At 64.8% G+C, this 22,722-nt stretch carries 18 protein-coding genes; 14 read left to right on the top strand and 4 right to left on the bottom strand.

The features are described 5' to 3' along the window. Window positions 1-18: 18 nt before the first annotated feature. From hpaE to hpaH, 3 genes are read right to left on the bottom strand one after another with little or no spacing between them, the layout of a single operon-like run. Window positions 19-1,557, bottom strand: coding sequence for a 5-carboxymethyl-2-hydroxymuconate semialdehyde dehydrogenase (gene hpaE / locus AB7Z56_RS32055; RefSeq protein WP_063984666.1), 1,539 nt, complete (start codon window positions 1,555-1,557; stop codon window positions 19-21). Continuing rightward, window positions 1,550-1,948, bottom strand: coding sequence for a 5-carboxymethyl-2-hydroxymuconate Delta-isomerase (locus AB7Z56_RS32050; RefSeq protein WP_038957103.1), 399 nt, complete (start codon window positions 1,946-1,948; stop codon window positions 1,550-1,552). Before AB7Z56_RS32050 ends, hpaE begins: the two co-directional genes overlap by 8 nt. Window positions 1,949-1,979: 31 nt before the next feature. Beyond that, a complete protein-coding gene (gene hpaH / locus AB7Z56_RS32045; RefSeq protein WP_063984665.1) occupies window positions 1,980-2,786 on the bottom strand; it encodes a 2-oxo-hept-4-ene-1,7-dioate hydratase in 807 nt (268 codons plus the stop codon). A 125-nt stretch (window positions 2,787-2,911) separates the two neighbouring features. Between hpaH and hpaR the strand changes: the two genes are divergently transcribed. From hpaR to AB7Z56_RS32005, 8 genes are all read left to right on the top strand, one after another. Continuing rightward, a complete protein-coding gene (gene hpaR / locus AB7Z56_RS32040; RefSeq protein ID WP_063984664.1) occupies window positions 2,912-3,427 on the top strand; it encodes a homoprotocatechuate degradation operon regulator HpaR in 516 nt (171 codons plus the stop codon). Between the two features lie 305 nt (window positions 3,428-3,732). Then, the gene (locus AB7Z56_RS32035) at window positions 3,733-4,878 is read left to right on the top strand and encodes an ABC transporter substrate-binding protein (protein WP_063984663.1); all 1,146 of its coding nucleotides are present in this window, start codon (window positions 3,733-3,735) and stop codon (window positions 4,876-4,878) included. Between the two features lie 83 nt (window positions 4,879-4,961). Beyond that, window positions 4,962-5,834 carry a branched-chain amino acid ABC transporter permease gene (locus tag AB7Z56_RS32030; protein WP_063984662.1) on the top strand — a complete coding sequence of 291 codons (873 nt, stop codon included), beginning with the start codon at window positions 4,962-4,964 and terminating at the stop codon, window positions 5,832-5,834. Continuing rightward, window positions 5,831-7,609 (top strand): branched-chain amino acid ABC transporter ATP-binding protein/permease, encoded by a 1,779-nt coding sequence (locus AB7Z56_RS32025; RefSeq protein ID WP_063984661.1) that lies wholly within the window; start codon window positions 5,831-5,833, stop codon window positions 7,607-7,609. The genes AB7Z56_RS32030 and AB7Z56_RS32025 overlap by 4 nt, the downstream gene beginning before the upstream one ends. Continuing rightward, window positions 7,609-8,337 carry an ABC transporter ATP-binding protein gene (locus AB7Z56_RS32020; RefSeq protein ID WP_063986556.1) on the top strand — a complete coding sequence of 243 codons (729 nt, stop codon included), beginning with the start codon at window positions 7,609-7,611 and terminating at the stop codon, window positions 8,335-8,337. Before AB7Z56_RS32025 ends, AB7Z56_RS32020 begins: the two co-directional genes overlap by 1 nt. Before the next feature lie 15 nt (window positions 8,338-8,352). Then, a complete protein-coding gene (locus tag AB7Z56_RS32015; RefSeq protein WP_063984660.1) occupies window positions 8,353-9,438 on the top strand; it encodes a malate/lactate/ureidoglycolate dehydrogenase in 1,086 nt (361 codons plus the stop codon). Between the two features lie 128 nt (window positions 9,439-9,566). Continuing rightward, window positions 9,567-10,343: an HpcH/HpaI aldolase family protein gene (locus tag AB7Z56_RS32010; RefSeq protein WP_028146930.1), complete on the top strand. Its 777-nt coding sequence runs from the start codon at window positions 9,567-9,569 to the stop codon at window positions 10,341-10,343. 159 nt (window positions 10,344-10,502) lie between these two features. Then, window positions 10,503-12,026 carry a UxaA family hydrolase gene (locus AB7Z56_RS32005; RefSeq protein ID WP_071915717.1) on the top strand — a complete coding sequence of 508 codons (1,524 nt, stop codon included), beginning with the start codon at window positions 10,503-10,505 and terminating at the stop codon, window positions 12,024-12,026. 13 nt (window positions 12,027-12,039) lie between these two features. Here the strand turns inward: AB7Z56_RS32005 and AB7Z56_RS32000 are convergent, their stop codons facing one another. After that, window positions 12,040-12,966, bottom strand: a complete 927-nt coding sequence (locus tag AB7Z56_RS32000; protein WP_187387769.1) for a lipase family protein — start codon at window positions 12,964-12,966, stop codon at window positions 12,040-12,042. Between the two features lie 263 nt (window positions 12,967-13,229). Between AB7Z56_RS32000 and AB7Z56_RS31995 the strand changes: the two genes are divergently transcribed. From AB7Z56_RS31995 to folE, 6 genes are all read left to right on the top strand, one after another. After that, window positions 13,230-16,499, top strand: a complete 3,270-nt coding sequence (locus AB7Z56_RS31995) for a transglutaminase family protein (RefSeq protein WP_063984657.1) — start codon at window positions 13,230-13,232, stop codon at window positions 16,497-16,499. Window positions 16,500-16,526: 27 nt separating this feature from the next. After that, window positions 16,527-19,052 carry a circularly permuted type 2 ATP-grasp protein gene (locus AB7Z56_RS31990; protein ID WP_063984656.1) on the top strand — a complete coding sequence of 842 codons (2,526 nt, stop codon included), beginning with the start codon at window positions 16,527-16,529 and terminating at the stop codon, window positions 19,050-19,052. Then, window positions 19,049-19,927, top strand: a complete 879-nt coding sequence (locus tag AB7Z56_RS31985; RefSeq protein ID WP_063984655.1) for a transglutaminase family protein — start codon at window positions 19,049-19,051, stop codon at window positions 19,925-19,927. The genes AB7Z56_RS31990 and AB7Z56_RS31985 overlap by 4 nt, the downstream gene beginning before the upstream one ends. 205 nt (window positions 19,928-20,132) lie before the next feature. Then, a complete protein-coding gene (locus AB7Z56_RS31980) occupies window positions 20,133-20,960 on the top strand; it encodes an HD domain-containing protein (RefSeq protein WP_063984654.1) in 828 nt (275 codons plus the stop codon). A gap of 111 nt (window positions 20,961-21,071) precedes the next feature. Further along, on the top strand, window positions 21,072-21,962 hold the full coding sequence (locus tag AB7Z56_RS31975; protein ID WP_063984653.1) for an alpha/beta fold hydrolase: 891 nt from the start codon (window positions 21,072-21,074) through the stop codon (window positions 21,960-21,962). 126 nt (window positions 21,963-22,088) lie between these two features. Beyond that, on the top strand, window positions 22,089-22,715 hold the full coding sequence (folE, locus tag AB7Z56_RS31970) for a GTP cyclohydrolase I FolE (RefSeq protein WP_063984652.1): 627 nt from the start codon (window positions 22,089-22,091) through the stop codon (window positions 22,713-22,715). Window positions 22,716-22,722: the final 7 nt, after the last annotated feature.

Genomic DNA, 22,722 nt, shown 5'->3' with positions numbered 1-22,722 from the left:
CCCTCGGCTCGACGAGCGTCAGATTCCCAATTTCTGAATCTTGTGCGTGCCCCGCGCCAGCGAGACGTGCTTGGTTTCCATGTAGAAGTCGAACGAGTAGTCGCCGCCGTCGCGGCCGATGCCTGAGGCCTTCATGCCGCCGAACGGCGTCGGCAGATGGCGAACGTTTTCCGAGTTGAGCCAGATCATGCCGGCCTCCAGCGCGTCGGCAACGCGCAGTGCGCGGCCGACGTCGTTGGTCCAGACATAGCCGGTCAGGCCATAGCGGATGTCGTTGGCGATCTCGATGGCGTCGGCTTCGTCCTTGAAGGGCAGCACGGTGAGGAAGGGGCCGAACACTTCCTCTTGCGCCACGCGCATCTTGCCGGTTGCGCCGGTCACCAGTGTCGGCTCGACGTAATGTCCGCCGCCCGGGCCGTCATAGGTCTTGCCGCCGACGGCGATCACAGCGCCGTCCTGCCGCGCGACGTCGAAATAGGAGCACACTTTGGCCAGGTGCCGCTCGTGGATCAGCGGCCCGATCTCGGTGGCGGGATCGAGCGGATGGCCGACCTTGAGTGCCTTCACGCGCGCGGTCAGCTTCTCGATGAATGTCTCGGCAATGTCTTGCTGGATCAGCAGACGGCTCGACGACGTGCAGCGCTCGCCGTTGAGGGAGTAGATCATGAACACGACGGCATCGAGCGCGCGGTCGAGATCGGCGTCGTCGAACACGATCACCGGGTTCTTGCCGCCGAGCTCGAAATGCACGCGCTTCAAGGTCGGCGCGCCCTGAACCATGATCGCCGACCCCGTCGCGCTCTCGCCGACGAAGCCGATCGCCTTGATCGCCGGATGCTCGGTCAGGGCCTTGCCTGCCTCCTCGCCAAAACCGTGCACGGTGTTGAGCACACCGTCGGGAACGCCGGCTTCCTTGACGAGCCTTGCCAGAATGGCGGCCGTCACCGGTGACCACTCGGCCGGCTTGTGCACGACGGTGCAGCCCGCGGCCAGCGCCGGGGCGATCTTCCAGGTCGAGAGCATGAACGGCGTGTTCCACGGCGTGATCACGCCGACCGGGCCGATCGGCACGCGGGTCGAGATATTCCAGTGCTCGTCGCTCGGCGTGTTCTGGCCATCGCGCGCCTCGGCGCACTTGTCGGCGAAGAAGCGAAAATTCTCGGCGGCGCGGATCGCTGCCTTGGCCATGAAGCGATAGGCTTGGCCGGTGTCGATGCATTCGAGCACGGCGATGTCGTCGGCATTGTCCTCGATCGCGTCGGCGACGCGGTGCAGCAGCTTCTTCCGCATCGCCGGCCCCATGTCGCGCCAGGACTTGAAGGCCAGCGTAGCGGCCGTGGCTGCGGCGTCGATGTCTTCGGCGTTGCCGCGTGCGACGCTCGCAAGCGTGGCGCCATCGACCGGCGACTTCGTCTCGAATGCCTCACCGGAGATCGAGGGGACGATCTTGCCGTCGATCATGTGGCCGATGCCGTCGGCCCGCAGCTTCTTCAGCAGCGGTGCGGCGCGGTCACGATTGGCCTGGAACACATCGGCTTTCGGCGTGGGCTTATCCATGGGCAGCTTCCACTTTCAGGGCGTCGTGGATGTTGTTGCGCTTCCAGCTCGTGTCCTTGTCGTTGATCTGCATGTCGAACGACAGGGCGAACTTGCTGGCGGCGAAGACGGGATCGAGATGTTTTGAAAGCGCTTGGAAGACGTGCTCGCCGGCTTTCTGACGCGTAGGAAGGTCGCGGCCTTCGCCGATGCGCAGCACCATGTCGAGAAAGCCGTAGTCCTGTCGCGCGTCGGCGATCGCATAGTGCTCGCATCTAATGGCGCGGACGCGGATGCCGCCGAGCGGGAAGATGCCGGTCTCGACCGCCGCCTTCCGCACCACCTCGCAGACCGCGCCGATGTCGAGGCGGCCGTCGAGATTGGCCGAATATTCGATGGTGAAATGCGGCATCGCGGTTTCACTCCCTGTCTTTTTTGTTCGTCTAAGCGAAGTAGCAGCTCACCGAGCCGTAGGCGCCATAATCGGCCTGAATTGTGTCGCCCTTGCGGGTCTCGATCGGACGGATGAAGGAGCCGGCAAGCACGATCTGGCCGGGCTCGAGCGCAAGGCCGAGCGGCGCGATCTTGTTGGCGAGCCAGGCCACGGCGGTTGCGGGATGATTGAGCACGCCGGCGGCAAGGCCCGTCTCCTCGAGCTGGCCGTTCTTGAAGCAGAGCGCGCCGATCCAGCGCAGGTCGGCGTCCAGCGGGCGGATCGGACGTCCACCGAGCACGATGCCGGCATTCGCCGCGTTGTCGGCGACGGTGTCGAAGATTTTTCGTGTCGCCTTGGTGCCGGGATCGACACGTTCGATGCGCGTGTCCAGGATCTCCAGCGCCGGCACGACGAAGTCGGTGGCGTTGAGCACGTCGAACATCGTGCAGTCCGGCCCCGCGAGGCGCTTGCTCATGACGAAGGCGAGCTCGGCCTCGACGCGCGTGGCGATGAAGCGCTCGGTCGGGACGAGGCCGCCATCGGCAAAGAACATGTCGTCGAGCAGCACGCCGGAATCCGGCTCGTCGATATTGAGCGCGCTCTGCATCGCCTTCGAGGTCAAGCCGATCTTGTGGCCTTTGACGGTGCGGCCTTCCGCGAGCTTGAGGTCGACCCAGGCCTTCTGAATCGCGTAGGCGTCAGCGATGGTAATGCCCGGAAAATCCTGCGAGAGCTGCCGGATCTGGGTGCGGGTCTTCTCCGCCTGGTGCAGACGGTTCGCACAAGCTTGGATATCGTCGTTGGAAAGCGCCATCTGTGATCTTACAAATCGTGGTGCCCGGAGATACTTAACATGTTAAGTGGATGCGTCAAACACAATTTGGGTTTGCTGCACTGCAAACATTTTGCGGCTTGAAAGGGCGGCTTTGAAAGGACGACATGACGAAGAGACCGGCTGATCCCGCGAACGGAAGTGAGCCCGCCGCACGGCAGGTGCCGATGCGTGACTTCTCGCGTTCGCTGCCGATGTCGCTGCTCAGGGCACGTGAAGCGGTGATGCGGCAATTTCGTCCCAAGCTGCGCGAGCACGGCCTGACCGAGCAGCAATGGCGCATCCTCCGCGCATTGGCAGCCATCGAGGCCGCGGAGGTGACTGAGCTTGCGCGCACGGCATTTCTCCTCGGCCCGAGCCTGTCGCGCATCCTGCGCGATCTCGAGGCGCGCAATCTGATCGAGCGCAAGACCGCGAAGGTGGACCAGCGCCGCAGCATGGTCTCGATCTCGAAGGAGGGCGTGAAGCTGATGGCCGCGGTCGCCCCATCCTCGGAGGCGATCTACGCCGAGATCACGCAACGCTTCGGCGCGCGCAAGCTCGCCGAGTTGCAGGAGATGCTCGGTCAGTTGGAATCGTGTCTCGCTTCCACGGACGCGAGTGACGTCACGGATGAAACGTAACGGCAAATTTGCATGATCACTTTCCAACTACGCATGACTGTCATCATTGCATAACGCGTGGGCAGCGCGATCGCCGCGAAATGCGTGAAAATGCCGTGAGAAATCGCTGAGAATAGACAGCCGTCGCGGGTGTTGATCACTATTGGGTGCGCGCTCTGCGCAGTTAGTCGATGTTGGCGCAATATCAATTTACTCGTATCGGCAGAATTCGTAAGTAGCATCCGGTCCTGTATTCAGCGATAGAGCCAAAACAGAACCAAGACCAAGAAGGGCCGACAAGGATGCCCGGCCCCAGGGAGGAATGAATGAGACTGACGAGACGCGACTTCGCGGCCGGAATTGCTGCCGGCATTGCCGCGCCATACCTCATCAAGAGCGCGCATGCGCAAGGCGCCACCATCAAGATCGGCATGTGCGCGCCCGTCACCGGTCCAGCCGCTGAATCCGGCGGTTACGCCATCAAGGGCGCCAAGCTCGCGCTCGAAGCTGTGAACAAAGCCGGCGGTATCCTGGGAAAGCAGGGCGAGCTGATCGTCGAGGACGACCAGACCACCAATCCCGGCATCGTGCTCGCTTTCTCCAAGCTCGCCGCGCAGTCCGACATCGTCGGGTTCCTCGGCTCGATCCGTTCGACCCAGGTGCACGCGATGGCGCCCGACGTGATCAAGCTTGGCAAGCCCGTGATGATCGGCGGCACCGATCCTAACCTCACCCACATGGGCAATCAGTGGCTGTTCCGCTGCCGCCCCAATGACAGCTATTCCGGTCGCGTCATCGCCGAATACGGCGTCAATACGCTCGGCAAGAAAAAGTGGGCCGTGCTGCACTCGACCGACGCTTTTGGCACCGCCGGCGGCAAGGCGTTGACCGCCGCGCTCGAAAAGCTCGGTGCCCCCTCGGTGCTCGACCAAGGCTACGCCAACCAGAGCCAGGACTTCACCCCGGTCGTGCTCGCGATCAAGCAGTCGGGTGCCGACATTCTCGGTTCCTACTTCACCTTCGAGAACGATCTCGGCATCTTCGCCCGGCAGCTCCGTCAGCTCGGCGTGAACATTCCCTGGGTCGGCTCGCCCTCGATCGTCAACATCACCGCGTTGAAGCTCGCGGGTCCCGCGCTGTACAATACATATGGCGTTGCCGATTATGCCGAGAATTCCAGCGAAGGCTCGAAGGCGTTCGGCAAGATCTACCGTGATGCGGTCAAGGTCGCGCCCGACAACCAGAGCTCCTGGACCTTCGACGCCATCAGCGTCTTGTCGGCGGCCATCAACAAGGCCGGCACGACCGATCCGGCCAAGGTCCGCGAAGCCATCCTCGCGATCAAGAAGTTCCCGGGTGCCGAGGGCGAATACAATTTCGACCAGAACGGCGATGGTCTCCACGGCTACAACATCGTGAAGAACGAGAAGGGCAACATCGTCTTCGACAAGCACATCGAGTTCAACGACTGACGTTGAAACGGCCTCCCCGATTTCGATCGGGGAGGTCGAACCGTCTTTCGGCGAACGCATCCGACCTCCAACAGAAGCTTGTCATGGATCTCGCCCTACAACTCCTTTTTACCGGCATCGGTATCGGCGCCGTCTACGCGCTCGTCGCGCTCGGCTTCGTGCTGATCTTCCGTGCCACCAACGTGGTGAATTTCGCCCAGGGCGAATTCTCCATGGTCGCGGCCTATCTGATGGTCGTCGCGGTCGAAGCCGGTCTGCCCTATTGGGCGGCCTTCATCGTCGCGCTGCTCGGCATGGCGCTGCTCGGTGTCATCTTCAATCTCGGCGTCTATTATCCGCTGCGTCACCGCACCTATCTGCCTGTGATCATCGCCACCATCGGCGCCTCGATCCTGATGGCGAATTCGGTGCTCGCGATCTACGGCCCGCAGCCGCAGGTGCTGGAAGGCTGGTTTGAGACGCCGGGCATTCAGGTCGGCCCGGTCTATCTCGACAGCCAGTATCTGCTGATCATCGGCGTCACCATCTGTCTCGTGATCTTCAATTTCTGGTTCTTCGAGAAGACGCTGCTCGGCAAGAAGCTGCAGGCGACCTCGCAGGACAAGGAAATGGCCTCGCTGCTCGGCATTTCCGTCTCCACCATGATCATGATCACCTTCATCTATTCGGCGGTGCTTGGCGGCCTTGCCGGCATCCTCGTCGCGCCCGTGCTGTTCGTCTCGATCCAGATGGGCTCGACGATCGCGCTGAAGGCGTTCGCGGCCACCATCATCGGCGGCTTTGGCGACGTTGCCGGCGCCATCATCGGCGGTCTCGCGCTCGGCGTGATCGAGACCTTTGGTGCGGCCTATATCTCGGTGCCCTACAAGGACGGCTTCGCCTTCCTGGTGCTGGTCGCCTTCCTGATCTTCCGGCCGCAAGGCATCTTCGGCGAACGCGTGGCGGAAAAGGCATGAGCGCCCCCAGCGACAACATGCCGATCCCGGCGCCCGCCATCCGTTCGAAACCGCTCGTGATCCGGCACCTGCCGTACTTCATCGGCGCGGCGATCCTGGTCGCGCTCGCGGCCAACATGCGCTTCGACGGATACGTCCATAACATCCTGCTTCAGGCCACCACGTTCTCGATCGCGGTGTTCGGGCTCTCGGTGGTGCTCGGCCTGTGCGGCCAGATCAATCTGGCGCAGGCCGCGTTCTTCGGGCTCGGCGCCTATGCGGTCGGCATGGGCACGACGGATCTGCAGCTCAGCTTCTGGCTGTGTCTCGTCGGCGGCTGCGTGATCTCGCTGCTCGCGGGCGCGTTCCTCGGCATGTCCACGCTGCGGCTCGGCGGTCATTATCTCGCGATGGTGACGATCTCGTTCCAGCAGATCGTCACGCTGGTGATGATCAACGCGATCTGGCTCACGCGCGGTCCCGACGGCGTCCCCAACATCAAGCGTCCCGAGCTGTTCCAGTCGTCGCAAAGCTATCTCGCCTTCTGCGTCGCGATGCTGGCGATCGTCGGTTATCTGGTCTGGCATCTCTCCGACACCAAGCTCGGTCGTGCCATGCGCGCTGTCCGCGACAACGAGCTTGCGGCTGGTGTCAACGGCATCGACGTGTTCCGCACCAAGATCTACGCCTTCGCGCTCTGTGCGCTGCTCGGCGGACTCGCGGGCGGATTGTTCGCCGGCGGCTTCGCCTATGTCAGCCCCGATCAGTTCTCCTTTGCGGAATCGATCGTGTTCCTGACCATGTCGCTGCTCGGCGGCGTGGCCTCGCCGATCGGTTCTGCCATCGGCACGGGTCTGTTGATCCTGATCCCGGAATGGCTGCGCTTCCTCAAGAGCGTGCCGGGCCTTTATCTCGCGATCTACGGCCTGTTCGTGATCCTGATCATTCGCTTCATGCCTGACGGCATATGGGGCTTTGTTGCGGACGCCTTCACGCGCTGGCGCGCCAAGATCAAGGCGCCGCCGGCAGCGGCTGCCCTGCAATTGAAGCCGGCGACGATCGGCGGCGACACGGTGCTGGAAGTCACCGGCCTGTCGAAGCATTTCGGTGGCCTGAAGGCGGTCGACGGTGTCGACATCGCTGTGAAGCGCGGCGGTGTGCATGCGCTGATCGGGCCGAACGGCTCGGGCAAGACCACGACGCTCAACGTGCTCTCAGGGCTCTATGTGGCCACCGCAGGCAAGATCGTGCTCGACGGCACCGACATCACCCACATGCCGCCGCATCAGCGCACGGCGTCGGGTCTCGGGCGCACCTTCCAGAACATCCGCCTGTTCCGCTCGATGACGGCGCTGGAGAACGTCGAGATCGGCGCGGAACGGCCCGGTAACACCATGGTCGGGAAGGGCGACGACGCCCTGACCGAGCGTGCGATGGAGGCACTGACCTTCGTCGGGCTCGGCAGCCGCGCCAACGAGCTGATATCGAGCTTCTCCTACGGCCATCAGCGGCTGATCGAGATCGCTCGTGCGCTCGCGTCGAACCCGACGCTGCTGCTGCTCGACGAGCCCGCGGCCGGCCTCAACTCGACCGAGAAGCTGGAGCTGCACGAGCTGCTCAAGCGCATCGCGGCGCAGGGCCTGACCATCCTGATCATCGATCACGACATGACGCTGGTCTCGGAAGCGGCCCAGCACATCACCGTGCTCAACTTCGGACGCCGTATCGCGGACGGCGAATCTCTGGCCGTGCTGCGTCATCCCGACGTCGTCTCCGCCTATCTCGGGAGCGAATGATGCCGTTGCTCGAAATCCGCAATCTGGTGGTGCGCTACGGCGAGATCGAAGCGCTGCGCGGGGTGACCTGCGCGGTGGAGCAGGGGCAGGTGGTGACGCTGCTCGGGGCCAACGGCGCCGGCAAGTCCACGACCTTGCGTGCCATCTCCGGCCTCGCCAAGCCGACCTCCGGCGACATCCTTTTCGACGGTAAGTCGATCGCAGGTCTTGGTCCGGAAGCGATCGTCCGCATGGGTATCTCGCACGTGCCGGAAGGCCGCAGGGTGTTCCCGGGTCTCACCGTGAAAGAGAACATCATGCTCGGCGCGTCCAATCGCCGGGCGCCGACCTCGGAGATTTCGCGGGAGGCGGACGCGATGTTCGACCTGTTCCCTGACATCCGGAAGTTCACCAACGCGCTCGGCTGGACGCTGTCCGGCGGCCAGTTGCAGATGGTGGCGGTCGCGCGCGGCTTGATGGCCAAGCCGCGGCTGTTGTTGCTCGACGAGCCCTCGCTCGGTCTTGCGCCCGTCATCGTGCAGGCGGTGTTCAAGATCATCTCGGAGATCCGGCGCAACACGACAGTGCTGCTCGTCGAGCAGAATGCGCGCATGGGCCTGTCGGTGGCCGATTACGGCTACGTGCTCGAAACCGGCCGCATCGTGCTCGGCGGCAAGCCCGACGCGCTCTGGGGCAACGAAGCGATCCGCGCCGCCTATCTCGGCGGCCATGCCAAGGTGAATGCTTAACCGGGGAGTTTCTTGATGGTCACGATCCAGGTCCAGAACCTCATCGATTTCGTCGGCGAGGTGTTTGGTCACGCAGAATCCTCGCCGGAGGAGGCGAAGCGGATCGCGACCTATCTCACCACGGCCAATCTCACTGGCCATGACAGCCACGGCGTGATCCGCGTGCCCGTCTACATCCGCTGGCTGAAGACCGGCTTCGTGGTCCCGAACCAGACCGCAGAGGTGGTTGTCGACACGCCCTCGCTCGCGGTGGTCGACGGCAAGTTCGGCTACGGCCAGACCGTAACGCCGCAAGCGGTCAGGATCGGCATCGAGAAGTGCAAGAAGGCGGGCCTTGCCGCTGTTGCGTTGCGCAATGCCGGCCATATCGGCCGCGTCGGCGACTGGGCCGAGATGGCCGCCGCCGATGGGTTGGTCTCCGTGCATTTCGTCAATGCCGCCGGCTCGCTGCTGGTGGCGCCGTTCGGCGGCGTCGAGAAGCGGCTCTCGACCGCGCCTTATTGCGTCGGCATCCCCCGCGAGGGCCAGGATCCGATCGTGCTGGATTTCGCCACCTCGGTCGTCGCCGAAGGCAAGGTGCTGGTCGCAAGCCGCGGCGGCAAGAAGCTGCCGAAGGGCGCACTGGTCGATGCCGACGGGACCCTGAGCGAGGACCCGACCGTGCTCTACGGGCCCTTCACGCCGGAAGGGCCGCGCGATCACACCAAGGGCACCGGCGCGATCCGCGCCTTCGGCGACCACAAGGGATCGGGCCTCGCCTTCATGTGCGAGCTGCTCGGCGGCGCGCTGACCGGAACTGGAGCCACCTCGGGCGAGCGGCGCTTTGCCAACGGCATGCTGGCGTTCTATATCGATCCGAAGGTCGTCGATACCTCCCATGTGTTCGACGCAGAGGTATCGCGCTATACGGACTTCATCCGTGCCACCAAGCCGATGGCGGGGGTCGATCAGGTGCTGATTCCCGGCGATCCCGAGCGGAAAACCCGGGCTGAGCGCACCAAGAACGGCATCCCCTTGCCGGATGACACCTGGGCGGCAATAGTGAGCACCGCCCGCGAGGTCGGCGTCAGCGAAGTCAGCATCCAGCGGGCGACCGCATAGGTCTTGCGTCATTGCGAGCGTAGCGCGGAGCCCCGGTTCGCGGTAACAGCAGAGCCGTGCTGTCGCGGCGCTCGTCATGGTGACGAAGGTCCAAACAACGGTCCAAGCAACAAAAGAAGGAAGGCAACGTGGCGAACAAGGTCAAGGAAATCTGGAAGTCGGGCAAGGCCGTGGTCAACGCGTGGCTCGCGATTCCCTCCGGCTTCTCGGCCGAGATGATCGCGCAATGCGGCTTCGACAGCGTCACCGTCGACATGCAGCACGGCGTGCAGGACTATCTCTCGATGGTGCAGTGCTTCCAGGCGATGGACAAGCATCCCGTGACCCCGATGGTCCGCGTGCCCTGGAACGAGCCCGGCATCATCGGCAAGGTGCTCGATGGCGGCGCCTACGGCGTGATCTGCCCGATGGTGAACACGGCGCAGGAGGCCAAGAACCTCGTCTCGTATTCCAAGTATCCGCCGCAGGGCGTCCGCTCCAACGGCCCGATCCGCGCCGGCATGTACGGCACCGCGGGCTCCTACCAGAAGACCGCGAATGCCGACACCATCCTGCTGCCGATGATGGAGACCAGGACCGCGGTCGAGAACATGGAAGCGATCCTCGACGTCGAGGGCATCGACGGCGTCTATATCGGCCCGTCCGACCTCGGCTTCTCCTACGGCCTCGAGCCGAAGCTCGACCGCAGCGAGCCCGAGATCCTCGCGATCTACGACAAGATCATCAAGGAATGCGCCAAGCGCGGCCTCAACCCGGGTATCCATTGCAGCGGCGCGGAAGGCGCGGCGCGTGCGATCAACATGGGCTTCAAGCTGGTGACGTTGTCCAACGAAGTCGGCCTGATGACGACCTACGCCAAGATGCAGGTCAACGCGACCCGCAAGGATTCGGCCGGGAAGGCCTGATCTCGTGTCCCGGACGCGATGCGGCGCCTAGCGCCGCTTCGCAGAGCCGGGACCCGGTTGCTTGCGAAAGAAACGACACATGGGGCCCCGGCTCAGCAGCGCACCGTTTCACGCTGCGCTGCGTCCGGGGCACGATAGTTTTGATACAGGAGACCTGCCATGACCATCAGCCCCGTCATTCGCCTCCATCCCGATGATGGCGTGCTGATCGCGCGCGCGAGCCTGCCGCCGGGAACATTGGTTGCCGACGGCGTGACCACGGTCGAGCGCATTCCCTCCGGCCACAAGGTCGCGATCAAGCCGATCGCAGTGGGCGAGCCGGTCAGGCGCTACGGACAGATCATCGGCTTTGCGACGGTGCCGATCGCGCCGGGCCAGCACGTGCATACGCAGAACTGCGGCATGGGCGATTTTTCCAAGGACTATGCCTATTGCGCCGACGTCAAGCCGACGCCGAACTTCGATCTGCCGGCGACCTTCGAGGGCATCCGCCGCCCGGATGGCCGCGTCGCCACGCGCAACTATATCGGCATCCTCACCTCGGTGAATTGCAGCGCGCATGTCGCAAGCCTCGTCGCCGACGTCTTCAAGAAGAATCCGTTCACCGGCGACAATCCGCTCGCCGACTTCCCCAATGTCGACGGCGTGGTCGCGCTGACCCACAAGACCGGCTGCGGCATGACGCAGAACGAGCCCTTGGCGCTGCTCCGCCGCACGCTCGGCGGCTATGCGCGTCACGTCAATTTCTCCCACGTCATCGTGCTTGGGCTGGGCTGCGAGGTGAACCAGATCGGCGGCCTGATGGAGGAGCAGAAGCTCGCCGGCCGCCTGCGCGCGATGGACATCCAGGAGGTCGGCGGCACCCGCAAGACTGTCGAAGCGGGTATTGCCTTCGTGCGTGAAGCTCTCGCGGACTCCAACAAGGTCAAGCGCGAATCCGTGCCCGTCAGCGAACTCACCGTGGCCCTGCAATGCGGCGGCTCGGACGGCTATTCCGGCGTATCCGCCAATCCGGCGCTTGGGGCTGCCAGCGATCTCATCGTCCGTCACGGCGGCACCGTGATCCTGTCGGAGACGCCGGAGACCTACGGCGCCGAGCACCTGCTCACGCGCCGCGCCGTCAGCCGCGAGGTCGGCGAGAAGCTGGTCGATCTCATGCGCTGGTGGGACGCGTATACCGAGCGCGAGGGCGCCGAGATGAACGCCAATCCGAGCCCCGGCAACAAGGCCGGCGGCCTCACCACCATTTTGGAGAAATCGCTCGGCGCGATGGCCAAGGCCGGCACCACCAATCTCGTCGACGTGCTGCGCTATGCCGAGCCCATCACCAAGAAGGGTTTCATCTTCATGGACACGCCCGGCTACGATCCGGTCGCGGCGACCGGCCAGGTCGCCGGCGGTGCCAATCTGGTCTGCTTCACCACCGGCCGCGGCAGCGTGTTCGGCTGCAAGCCGGCGCCCTCGATCAAGCTTGCCACCAACACGCCCATGTACAAGCGCATGGAGGAGGACATGGACGTCAATTGCGGCACCATCCTCGAAGGCGAGGAGAGCGTCGAGCAATGCGGCCAGCGCATCTTCGAGCTCATCCTGAAGACGGCGTCCGGACAGCCGACCAAGAGCGAAAGCTTCGATTTCGGCGGTGCCGAATTCGCGCCCTGGGTGCTCGGGGCGACGATGTGAGGCTACGCGGCAGTTACGGAATGGTGACCGACAACGCCCGGAAGTAGCTTGCCGGAACATGGTCGCGCACGAAGCCGGGCAGTACGTCGGATTGGTCGAGCGTCCGCGGGTCGATGTTGCGGAGTTCCTCGATGCTTGGGATCTTCAGGTGGAAATTGCCTCCGGTAAGAAGGGTACCAAGCCCGACTAGGTTGAAGCTGGGGTCGTTTCCCTCTTTCGACGCCGGCACCTGACCTGCGAAGGTCGAGCCAGACGCGCAACGCAGCATTCGGCCGACGTGGCGGAAGTTGCCTCGCAGGCTGGGTGGAACGGCCGGGACGATGTCGTTACCGTTGACGAGCCGGAACGTGCTTTCGCTGAGAGGCTCGTAGGCTTCAAAGAAATCCTGACCGCCGGTTCGCGGCCCGCCAAACGTGTAAATGGCGGTTGCCCGCAGGCCATGATCCAACGCCCGCAGTGCTGAGATATTTGCCAAGGCGCCGCCCATGCTGTGTCCAGTAAAGAAGAGCGGCTGTCCGGCGCCGCCACTCCTGATCGCGACTTCGATGTCTGATCGGACTGCATCGACGGCTTCGGCAAATCCTTTGTGAAGAACATTTTGACTTGGTGCGAGGGTGAAGTCGGTGATCCAATCCTTGATACTGAGCGGATCGGTGCCGGAGAGTGTGACGAAAGTCGCGCCGCGTCCGACGGCGACAATGAAGCGGGCTTTTGGCGGTACCAAACCTGTAGCGGGAGTGTCGGCACCGAAGCCGCGCATCTCTAGCCCCAGTGCCGTCAGGATATTGTCTACCTTGTCGCGGTCGTCGGTCTCGTAGGCGAGCTGCGACAACCACATCATGGCTTGCGCGTTTTCCGGTGTGAAACCTGGAGTGACCGTGAAACCATCGAGCGCGTCGGCGCGATAGGAAGCCCGTGGGAATCTGACCAGAAAGCTCATCGGAAACATCTCCTCTTTCGGGCCGCGCCACGCGTCGAGACGTTGCGCGGCAACCATTACGAACGGGAGAGTCCATCATGCGCAAAGCGGCGCGTCGGGCGCGGCTTGTGCAGGCAATGGTTCATTCGATCATAGGTAGATCACTTCGGCAAGTGTAACTCGCAATTCAGCCCGCGGCGTAGGCAACCCGTGCCCGTTGTTAGTGCTTGATCCCACCCGGAACCGGTGTTCTGCTCAAAAAAGCTGCTGGAGCACCGCACCCCGTGTCGATCTACGTCGCATTACACCACGTCACGCACTACAAATACGACCGCCCGATCGATCTTGGCCCGCAGACCATCCGGCTGCGGCCGGCGCCGCATACGCGCACGCCGGTTCTGAGCTATTCGCTCAAGGTCACTCCGGCCAATCATTTCGTGAACTGGCAGCAGGACCCGCAAGGCAATTGGCTGGCGCGCTACGTCTTTCCGGAGAAGACGACCGAGCTGAAATTCGAGGTCGACTTCACGGCGCAGATGACCGTGGTCAACCCGTTCGACTTTTTCGTCGAGCCTTATGCCGACAGCTTTCCGTTCGAGTATTCGAAGGATCTGAAGACCGAGCTCGCGCCGTATCTCGAGACCATCAAGCCCGATCGCCTGTTCGCAAAATTTCTCGACGCGATCCCGCCTGAAGCCCCGAACACCGTCAACTTCCTGGTCGATCTCAATCGCGAGCTTCAGAAGCACGTCCGTTACATCATCCGCATGGAGCCCGGCGTGCAGACTCCGGAGGAGACGCTCTCCTCCGGTGCCGGATCGTGCCGCGACTCCGCCTGGCTCCTGATCCAGACCTTCCGTCATCTCGGTCTCGCGGCCCGTTTCGTCTCCGGTTATCTCATTCAGATACGCCCCGACATCGATCCGATCGAGGGACCGCCAGAGGTCGAGAACGATTTTACCGACCTGCATGCCTGGGCCGAAGTCTATTTGCCCGGCGCGGGCTGGATCGGCTTCGACGCGACCTCGGGTATGCTCGCGGGCGAGGGGCACATCCCGGTTGCGGCCACGCCGCATTATCGTTCGGCGGCGCCGATCTCCGGCGGCGCCGGCTTTGCCGAGGTCGAGTTCGAGTTCGACATGAGCGTGAAGCGCATCCGCGAGGCGCCGCGCATTACAAAGCCGTTCTCCGACGAATCCTGGACGCGGCTCAATGACCTCGGCGAGCAGGTCGACGGCGATCTCGCCGCGCAGGATGTCCGGCTGACCATGGGCGGCGAGCCGACCTTCGTCTCCGTCGATGATCTCGAAGCGGCGGAATGGAACACCGAGGCCGTCGGCCCGACCAAGCGCGCGCTCGCCGACGATCTGATCCGCCGCTTGCACACGCGCTTCGGGCCGGGTGGCCTGCTGCACTTCGGCGAGGGCAAATGGTATCCCGGTGAAAGCCTGCCGCGCTGGGCCTTTGGCCTGTACTGGCGCAAGGACGGCGTACCGATCTGGAAGAATGCCGATCTGATCGCCAGGATCGAGAATCCGCGGCGCGCCGAGGTCAAGGACGCCCAGGAATTCGTGGAGGGCGCGGCGGCGCGGCTCGGACTTGATCCCGGCTACATCATCCCAGCCTATGAGGACACCGCGTACTGGCTCCAGAAGGAAGCCGAGCTTCCCCTCAACGTCGATCCGTCCGACTCCAAATTATCCGATCCCGAAGCCCGCGCGCGGATGGCGCGCGTGTTCGACGAGGGCCTCAACACGCCGCGTGGCTTCGTGCTGCCGGTGCAACGCTGGAACGCGCCGCCGCGCTGGCGCAGCGAGCGCTGGCAACTCCGGCGCAATCATCTGTTCCTGATGCCGGGCGATTCACCGCTGGGCTTGCGCCTGCCGATCGGCTCGCTCGGCTACATCCCGCCCAACCAATATCCTTACATCGTCGAGCAGGATCCGTTGGAGCCGCGGGGCAAGCTGCCGGTGTTCACCCTCGCCGCGCGCCCGGAATCGCCGCCGCAGATCGCGCCCGAGCATCTCAACACGTCCGTCCCCGTCCGCACCGCGATGTCGGTCGAAGTCCGCGACGGCGTGCTCTGCGCCTTCATGCCGCCGGTCGAGCGCATCGAGGATTATCTCGAACTGGTCGCGGCCCTCGAAGCCACCGCCGAGGAGATGCAGCTCCAGGTCCATGTCGAGGGCTATCCGCCGCCGTTCGATCCGCGCGTCGAGGTCATCAAGGTGACGCCCGACCCTGGTGTCATCGAGGTCAACATCCAGCCGGCAAAGAGCTGGCGCGAGGCGGTCGACATCACCGTCGGGCTCTATGAGGACGCCGGCAAGACACGCCTCGGCGCCAACCGCTTCCTGGTCGACGGCCGCCACACTGGCACCGGTGGCGGCAACCACGTCGTGGTCGGCGGCTCCAGCCCGCAGGACTCGCCGTTCCTGCGCCGGCCTGATCTCTTGAAGAGCCTCGTGCTGTACTGGCAGCGGCATCCGTCACTGTCCTATTTCTTCTCCGGCCTGTTCATCGGCCCGACCAGCCAGGCGCCGCGGATCGACGAAGCGCGCCACGACAGCATCTACGAGCTCGAGATCGCGCTCTCGCATGTGCCGCCGCCGGGCTACCAGACGCCGCTGTGGCTGGTGGACCGGCTGTTCCGCCATCTGCTCGTCGACATCACCGGCAACACCCATCGCGCCGAAATCTGCATCGACAAGCTCTATTCGCCGGATGGCTCCACAGGCCGGCTCGGCCTCGTCGAATTCCGCGCGCTCGAAATGCCGCCCGATCCGCGCATGTCGCTGGCGCAGCAGTTGCTGATCCGCGCGCTGATCGCAAAATTCTGGCGCGAGCCGCAACAAGGCAAGTTCGTGCGCTGGGGCACTGCGCTGCATGATCGCTTCATGCTGCCTCACTTCATCTGGCAGGATTTTCTTGACGTGCTTTCTGAGTTGAAGCAGTCCGGCTATCCCTTTGAGCCAGAATGGTATCTGGCCCAGCTCGAATTCCGTTTCCCCGCCTTCGGCCGCGTCCATCATGGCGGCGTGACGCTGGAATTGCGTCAGGCGCTGGAGCCCTGGCATGTGCTCGGCGAGGAGGGCTCGGCCGGCGGCACGGTGCGTTATGTCGACAGTTCGGTCGAACGGCTTCAAGTGAAAGCTGAGGGGTTTGTCGAGGGCCGCCACATCGTGACCTGCAACGGCCGCCGCCTGCCGATGACCTCGACCGGTCGCTCGGGCGAAGCCGTGGCCGGCGTCCGCTTCAAGGCCTGGCAGCCGGCCTCCGGCCTGCACCCGACCATCCCCGTTCACGCGCCCCTGACCTTCGACCTGATCGACACCTGGAACGGGCGCTCGCTGGGCGGCTGCGTCTATCACGTCGCCCATCCCGGCGGCCGCAGCTACGACACCAAGCCCGTCAACACCTACGAGGCCGAGGCGCGGCGGCTGGCGCGCTTCCAGGACCACGGCCATACGCCGGGTCCGATGCAGCCCCCGCCCGAGGAACGCACAAATGAGTTTCCGCTGACCCTCGACTTGCGGACCCCGCTCCTGCAATGAGAATGATGGTGGGGCAGGGAGAGGCGCATGGGCGAGGGCGCAGCCGAACAGGACGACAAGACGGGTAAGGCGCAAGGTCAGCGCGAAGGCCAGCGCCGCCTCGCGCAATGGGTCCGCGACTATAGCCGCCTGCCCGGCATCCCCGACGAGTTCCTGGGGCCCGGCGGCGCCCCCCGCGCGGTCTGGAGCCGCTTCTTCGACGCCTTCGGCGCGCTCGCGCCGGACGAGATCGAACGGCGGTTCGGCATGGCCGACCGCCATTTGCGCGAGGCCGGCGTCACCTACCGTGCGCCCGGCGACAGCGCCGACCGGCCGTGGTCGATTAGCCATCTGCCGCTGCTGATCGACGAGGCCGACTGGAAGCAGCTGTCCGCCGGCATCACCCAGCGCGCCGAACTGCTCGAGCTCGTGCTGCGCGACATCTATGGCGAGGGGCGGCTGGTCGCGGAAGGCGCGTTGCCGGCGGCCGCGATCGCCGGCAGCCCCGAATATCTCCGTCCCGTCTGCGGCGTGCCACCGCCGGGTGGGCGCTATCTCTCGCTCTATGCCGCCGATGTCGGCCGCGGGCCCGACGGGCGCTGGTGGGTGCTCGGCGACCGCACGCAGGCGCCCTCAGGCGCGGGCTATGCGCTGGAGAACCGCCTGGTGCTCTCGCGTGCCTTCTCCGACCTCTACAAGTCGATGAACGTGCCGCGCGTCGCGCCGTTCTTCGAGGCGTTTCGCGACAGCCTGCGCGCGCGCGCCGATCGCGACGAGCCGCGCATCGGCGTGCTCACGCCGGGCAGCTTCAGCGAGACCTATTTCGAGCACGCAACCCTGGCGCGCTATCTCGGCTTCCTGCTGGTCGAGGGCGACGATCTCGCCGTCAGCGACAACCGTATCCACATCCGCACCGTCGCCGGCCTGAAGCGGCTCGACGTGCTGCTGCGCCGGGTCGATTCCAACTCGCTCGATCCGCTCGAGCTCGATGCGTCCTCGCATCTCGGCGTGGCCGGCCTGATCGACGTGCTGCGCAAGGACGGCGTCGTCGTCGCCAACATGCCGGGCTCGGGCGTGCTGGAGGCGCGCGCGCTGCTCGGCTTCCTGCCGGCCCTGAGCCGCCGCCTGCTCGGGCAAGAGCTCAAGATGCCGCATATCGCGACCTGGTGGTGCGGCCAGCGCAACGCGCGCGACGAGGTGTTGTCACGGCTCGACGAGGTCGCGATCGAGGGCGCCTATCGCCGCGGCGTTCCCGGCTTCGACAGCAATGGCCCGGTGCTCGCGAGCGAGCTCGACGCCGCCGGGCGCCAGCGTCTCGTCGACGCCATCAGCGCGCGCGGCATGGACTATGTCGGCCAGGAGATGGTGCGGCTTTCGACCATGCCGGTGTGGGAGCAGGGCCAGCTCACGCCGCGTCCCTTCGTGCTGCGCGTGTTCGCGGCCGCGACGGCCGACGGCTGGGCCATCATGCCCGGCGGCTTCTGCCGGATCGCCGAGCAGGCGGACGCGCGCGCGGTGTCGATGGGCGACGGCGCGCGCGCCGCCGACGTCTGGGTGGTCTCGGACAAGAAGGTCTCGATCGCGACGCTGCTGCCCGCGACCGACAAGGTGCGGATCCGCCGCATCGCCGGTGTGCTGCCGAGCCGCGCCGCGGACAATCTGTTCTGGCTCGGCCGCTATCTCGAACGCGCCGAGGCAACGCTGCGGCTGGTGCGCGCGCTGGGCTCGCCGAGCGGGCCCAACAAGGGCACCGCGGCCTCGCTGCAATCGGCCGACCGCATCCAGCGCCTGCTGGTGGCGTGGGGCGCGATCTCGCAGGCCTCGCGCACTGCGCCGGGGCGCATCGTCGCCGAAGCGCTGCAGAGCCCGGAGCGGTTCGGCTCGGCGCTGTCGCTGGTGCGCGCGGCGCAGCGCACGGCGACATCCCTGCGCGAGCGGCTGTCGCCCGACGCCTGGCAGGTCATCACCGAGATGGCCGATCGGCTGGCCTACGAGGTCGAGGACGACGACGATGTGCTGAGCGCGGCCGAGCTGACCTTGCAGGAGCTTGCGAGCCTTGCGGGACTGGCGCAGGAGAACATGAACCGCGCCGCCGGCTGGCGCTTCCTCGATATCGGCCGCCGCACCGAGCGCGCCATCAACACCACGCGCTTCGCGCGCCAGTTCGCCTATGACGAGGCCTGCGACGAGGATCTCGATATCCTGCTGACGCTGGTGGATTCCCAGATCACCTACCGCTCGCGCTATCTGCTGGCGCCGATCCTGGCGCCGGTGCGCGATCTCGCGGTGCTCGACAGCTACAATCCGCGTTCGGTCGCGTTCCAGGTGACGACGCTGAACGAGCACATCGCTTCGCTCCCGAGCCTGAAGGAGCACGGCCTGATCGAGCAGCCGCAGCGGCTCGCGGTGGCGGCGCAGGCGATGCTGGCCACCGCGGAAGCCGAGAAGCTCGAGGTCAAGACCCTGTTCTCGCTGGAACAGGACCTGCTCAGCCTCGCCGAGGCGATCGGGCTGCACTACTTCCCGCACGGCCCCAATGCCAGCCGGCCGGAAAAGCTGACGGGGCTGGCGTGATCTACGACATCCGTCACGTCACGACTTACGAATACGAGAGTGCGGTCAGCTTCGCTCGCTGCACGCTGCGGCTGGAGCCGAAGAGCGGCGACGGTCAGGAGCTGATCTCGCACAGGGTCGAGATCCGGCCGCGCCCGTCCGAGCGCCACGTCCGCCGCGACTTCTTCGGCACGCTCACCGAGAGCGTCGTGATCGAAACCGCGCACCGAAACTTGCGCATCGACTCGCGCTCGCGCGTGTCCGTCTCGCGCAAATCGCCGGCGCGCGATGCCGTCAGCCCGCCTTGGGAGAGCATCCGCGACATCGCGTTTGAAGCAACGAGCCTCGGGCCGTCCTCGCCGGTCGGCTATGTCTTTGCGAGCCCGCTGGTGCCGGTGCTGCACCCCGTCAGCGCCTATGCGGCCACGAGCTTTGCGCCCGGCGCAGGGATCCTCGCCGGTGCGACCGATCTCATGCATCGCATCCGCACCGAATTCCGCTACGATCCGAAGGCCACGGTGATCTCGACGCCGCTTGGCGAGGTCTTCGACAAGCGCCACGGCGTTTGTCAGGACTTTGCCCATGTGATGATCGCAGGGCTGCGCGGGCTCGGCCTTCCGGCAGCCTATGTCAGCGGCTATCTCCGTACCATTCCGCCGCCGGGCCAGCCGCGCTTGCAGGGCGCCGATGCCACCCATGCCTGGGTGTCGCTGTGGTGCGGCGCGGAGCTTGGCTGGGTCGATTTCGATCCGACCAATGATTTGCTGGTCGCCAACGATCACATCGTGCTCGCGGTCGGGCGCGACTTTTCCGACGTCTCGCCGGTCGACGGCATCATTGTCGGCTCGCCGAAGCAGAAGCTCGGCGTCGCCGTGGACGTGCTGCTGGTGGAATAAAAGCGGTCTCGCCGGCTCGGCCAGGCTGTGTCGCGGCCCGACCGCAACCGTGATGTCGCAGGGCACAACAGCAACATATTTCCGTAAATTCGTCCCGGCGTTTGGTCACTTGGCCCAAGATGGGCTATGCTGGCCGTTGCGTTGAGGACACGAATGAGACGTCGGGAGCTGGCGTGGGACACCACCGACAAGCGGGGCTGCATCCATGATGACGTTACCGAGACTGGCGGCTGAATCCCTGGAGAAGTTGCTGGGCTCGTTCATGCGTCGCAGGTACGACGATTCCTATGCCAGGGTGGTGGAGGCCTCGACGCGCACTGCGATGGAATGCATCGGCAACAGCGATGCGCTCTATCACAATATCGAGCATACGATGCTGGTGACGCTGGCGGCCCAGGCGATCATGCTTGGCCGCAATCTGCACACGCACCTCGATGCCGAGGACTACATCCATATCCTGATCGCCTGCCTTGCGCACGACATCGGCTATGTTCGCGGGCTGTTTCCGGAGGACGACGAAGACGGTTTCGTGGTCGACGAGGCCGGCACCAAGGTGTCGCTGCCGCGCGGCGCGTCGGATGCCAGTCTGATGATGTATCACGTTGATCGTTCGATGCTTTTCGTGCGGCGGCGGCTGCCACCGATCCGCGGTATCGACAGTGAGCGCGTCGCCCGCGCCATCGAGGGCACCCGCTTCCCGGCCCGTGAAGGCCAGGAGTACGACGACGAGGCCTCGATCCTGCGCGCCGCGGACTTCATCGGTCAGCTCGGCGATCCCAACTATCTGCGCAAGGCCAACGCGCTCTACTACGAATTCGAAGAGGTCGGCATCAATCGCCAGCTCGGCTACGACTCGCCCGCCGACATCGTGAACCGCTATCCACAATTCTACTGGAACAGCGTCGCACCGCACATCCAGACCGAGATCAGCTACCTCAACAAGACCGAGATCGGCCGGCAGTGGATCGCCAATCTCTACAGCAATGTGTTCCGCGCCGAACGCGAGATCTCGCTGTCAGGCCCGCAGAAATAGCCCCCGTAGCCCGCATGGAGCGAAGCGGAATGCGGGGACGCCTGCATCCGCGAATCCTGGATTGCGCTGCGCTCCATCCAGGCTACGGCCTCTCAACTCCGTGAGCAAATCATGCAACAAAAAACCATCGCCACGGATATCCTCGACATCGCCTATCTCGAATACGGCGCACCGGATGGCTGGCCCTGCATCATGGGTCACGGCTTTCCCTATGATGTGAACGCCTATGCCGAGACCGCGCCGCTGATCGCGGAAGCCGGCGCGCGGGTGCTTGTGCCGTGGCTGCGCGGCTACGGGCCGACGCGGTTCCGGTCCGCCGCGACGCTGCGCTCCGGCGAGCAGGCGGCGCTCGGCGCCGATCTGCTGGCCTTCATGGATGCGCTTCGCATCGAACGCGCGGTCCTCGGCGGTTACGATTGGGGCGGGCGCGCGGCCTGCGTGGTCTCGGTGCTGCATCCCGAGCGCGTGATCGCCCTGGTCTCCGGCAATTCCTACAACATCCAGAACATCGCGCGTTCGATGGAGCCGGCTTCGCCACCGGAGGAAGCGGCGCTCTGGTATCAATATCTCTTCCACAACGAGCGCGGCCGGCGTGCGCTGGAGCGCAACCGGCGCGGTTTTGCGCGCCAGCTCTGGGCGATGTGGTCGCCGAAATGGAGCTTCGACGACGCGACGTTCGAAACGAGTGCGATGGCGTTCGACAATCCTGATTTCGTCGATGTCGTGATCCACTCCTACCGTCATCGCTATGGGCTGGTCGAAGGCGATCCCGCCTATGCCGCGATCGAGGCGAAGCTCGCCGCGCAGCCGCCGATCCGTGTCCCGACGATCGCGGTCGACGGCGACAGCGATGGCGTCAATCCCGGCACCGCCCATCATGCGCCCAAATTCGAAGGCGTGTTCGAACGGCGTGTCTTCGCTGGAGCCGGCCACAACCTGCCGCAGGAGCGGCCTGCGGAATGGGCGCGCGCCGTGCTCGACGTGCGGAAAGCAGCCTCGTAAAGCCCGGCTTTCCCGCCCTGCCGCCCGGTCGCCCGATTTTTCGCGACTTCGGGAACCTTTTCCGATTGCAGCCGTCCAAGCTGAGGGGCCGCCAGATGTGCGCGGCTCATTGCAGGGAGGCTATTGATGAATTCACATGCGCGCAGGTTGCAAGCCGTCGCGGTGGCGCAGCTGCCGGGCGAACGGCCTGGCAGGGCCGAGGTCGAGCAGGCGGTCCGGACCATGATCCGCTGGGCGGGCGACGATCCCGCGCGCGACGGTCTGCACGACACGCCGGACCGGGTTGCGCGCGCCTTCGCAGAGTATTTTTCCGGCTATGCGCAGGATCCGACCGAAATCCTGCAAAAGACCTTTGAGGAGATCGAAGGCTATGACGAGATGATCGTCCTGCGCGGCGTTCGCTTCGAAAGCCATTGCGAGCACCACATGGCGCCGATCGTCGGCCGCGCCTGGGTCGCCTATATCCCGCAGGGCCGCGTCGTCGGCATCAGCAAGCTCGCGCGTGTGGTGGACATCTACGCAAAACGCCTCCAGATCCAGGAGAAGATGACCGCGCAGATCGCCAATACGATCAACGATGTGTTGAAGCCGGAAGGCGTCGGCGTCATCATCAAGGCGACGCATCATTGCATGACCACGCGTGGCGCGCACAAACTTGGAACCGATCTCGTTACCAGCCGCATGCTGGGTGTGTTCCGTGACAACGCGCTGACGCGTCAGGAGCTGTTGGGGCTGGCCAATTCGGACGCGTGATCCGCGC

This window comes from Bradyrhizobium sp. 482_C4_N1_8 (genome assembly GCF_052075965.1).
GTDB classification, from domain to species: Bacteria; Pseudomonadota; Alphaproteobacteria; order Rhizobiales; family Xanthobacteraceae; genus Bradyrhizobium; species Bradyrhizobium barranii.
The sequence above is the reverse complement of the archived record's forward strand: the minus strand, read 5'-3'. Positions and strand labels throughout refer to the sequence as shown.

What these genes read in the sequence shown, in the direction of transcription:
- hpaE (WP_063984666.1), bottom strand. Translation starts at nt 1,557, where the DNA reads ATGGATAAGCCCACGCCGAAAGCCGATGTGTTCCAGGCCAATCGTGAC.
- AB7Z56_RS32050 (WP_038957103.1), bottom strand. Translation starts at nt 1,948, where the DNA reads ATGCCGCATTTCACCATCGAATATTCGGCCAATCTCGACGGCCGCCTC.
- hpaH (WP_063984665.1), bottom strand. Translation starts at nt 2,786, where the DNA reads ATGGCGCTTTCCAACGACGATATCCAAGCTTGTGCGAACCGTCTGCAC.
- hpaR (WP_063984664.1), top strand. Translation starts at nt 2,912, where the DNA reads ATGACGAAGAGACCGGCTGATCCCGCGAACGGAAGTGAGCCCGCCGCA.
- AB7Z56_RS32035 (WP_063984663.1), top strand. Translation starts at nt 3,733, where the DNA reads ATGAGACTGACGAGACGCGACTTCGCGGCCGGAATTGCTGCCGGCATT.
- AB7Z56_RS32030 (WP_063984662.1), top strand. Translation starts at nt 4,962, where the DNA reads ATGGATCTCGCCCTACAACTCCTTTTTACCGGCATCGGTATCGGCGCC.
- AB7Z56_RS32025 (WP_063984661.1), top strand. Translation starts at nt 5,831, where the DNA reads ATGAGCGCCCCCAGCGACAACATGCCGATCCCGGCGCCCGCCATCCGT.
- AB7Z56_RS32020 (WP_063986556.1), top strand. Translation starts at nt 7,609, where the DNA reads ATGCCGTTGCTCGAAATCCGCAATCTGGTGGTGCGCTACGGCGAGATC.
- AB7Z56_RS32015 (WP_063984660.1), top strand. Translation starts at nt 8,353, where the DNA reads ATGGTCACGATCCAGGTCCAGAACCTCATCGATTTCGTCGGCGAGGTG.
- AB7Z56_RS32005 (WP_071915717.1), top strand. Translation starts at nt 10,503, where the DNA reads ATGACCATCAGCCCCGTCATTCGCCTCCATCCCGATGATGGCGTGCTG.
- AB7Z56_RS32000 (WP_187387769.1), bottom strand. Translation starts at nt 12,966, where the DNA reads ATGAGCTTTCTGGTCAGATTCCCACGGGCTTCCTATCGCGCCGACGCG.
- AB7Z56_RS31990 (WP_063984656.1), top strand. Translation starts at nt 16,527, where the DNA reads ATGGGCGAGGGCGCAGCCGAACAGGACGACAAGACGGGTAAGGCGCAA.
- AB7Z56_RS31980 (WP_063984654.1), top strand. Translation starts at nt 20,133, where the DNA reads ATGATGACGTTACCGAGACTGGCGGCTGAATCCCTGGAGAAGTTGCTG.
- AB7Z56_RS31975 (WP_063984653.1), top strand. Translation starts at nt 21,072, where the DNA reads ATGCAACAAAAAACCATCGCCACGGATATCCTCGACATCGCCTATCTC.
- folE (WP_063984652.1), top strand. Translation starts at nt 22,089, where the DNA reads ATGAATTCACATGCGCGCAGGTTGCAAGCCGTCGCGGTGGCGCAGCTG.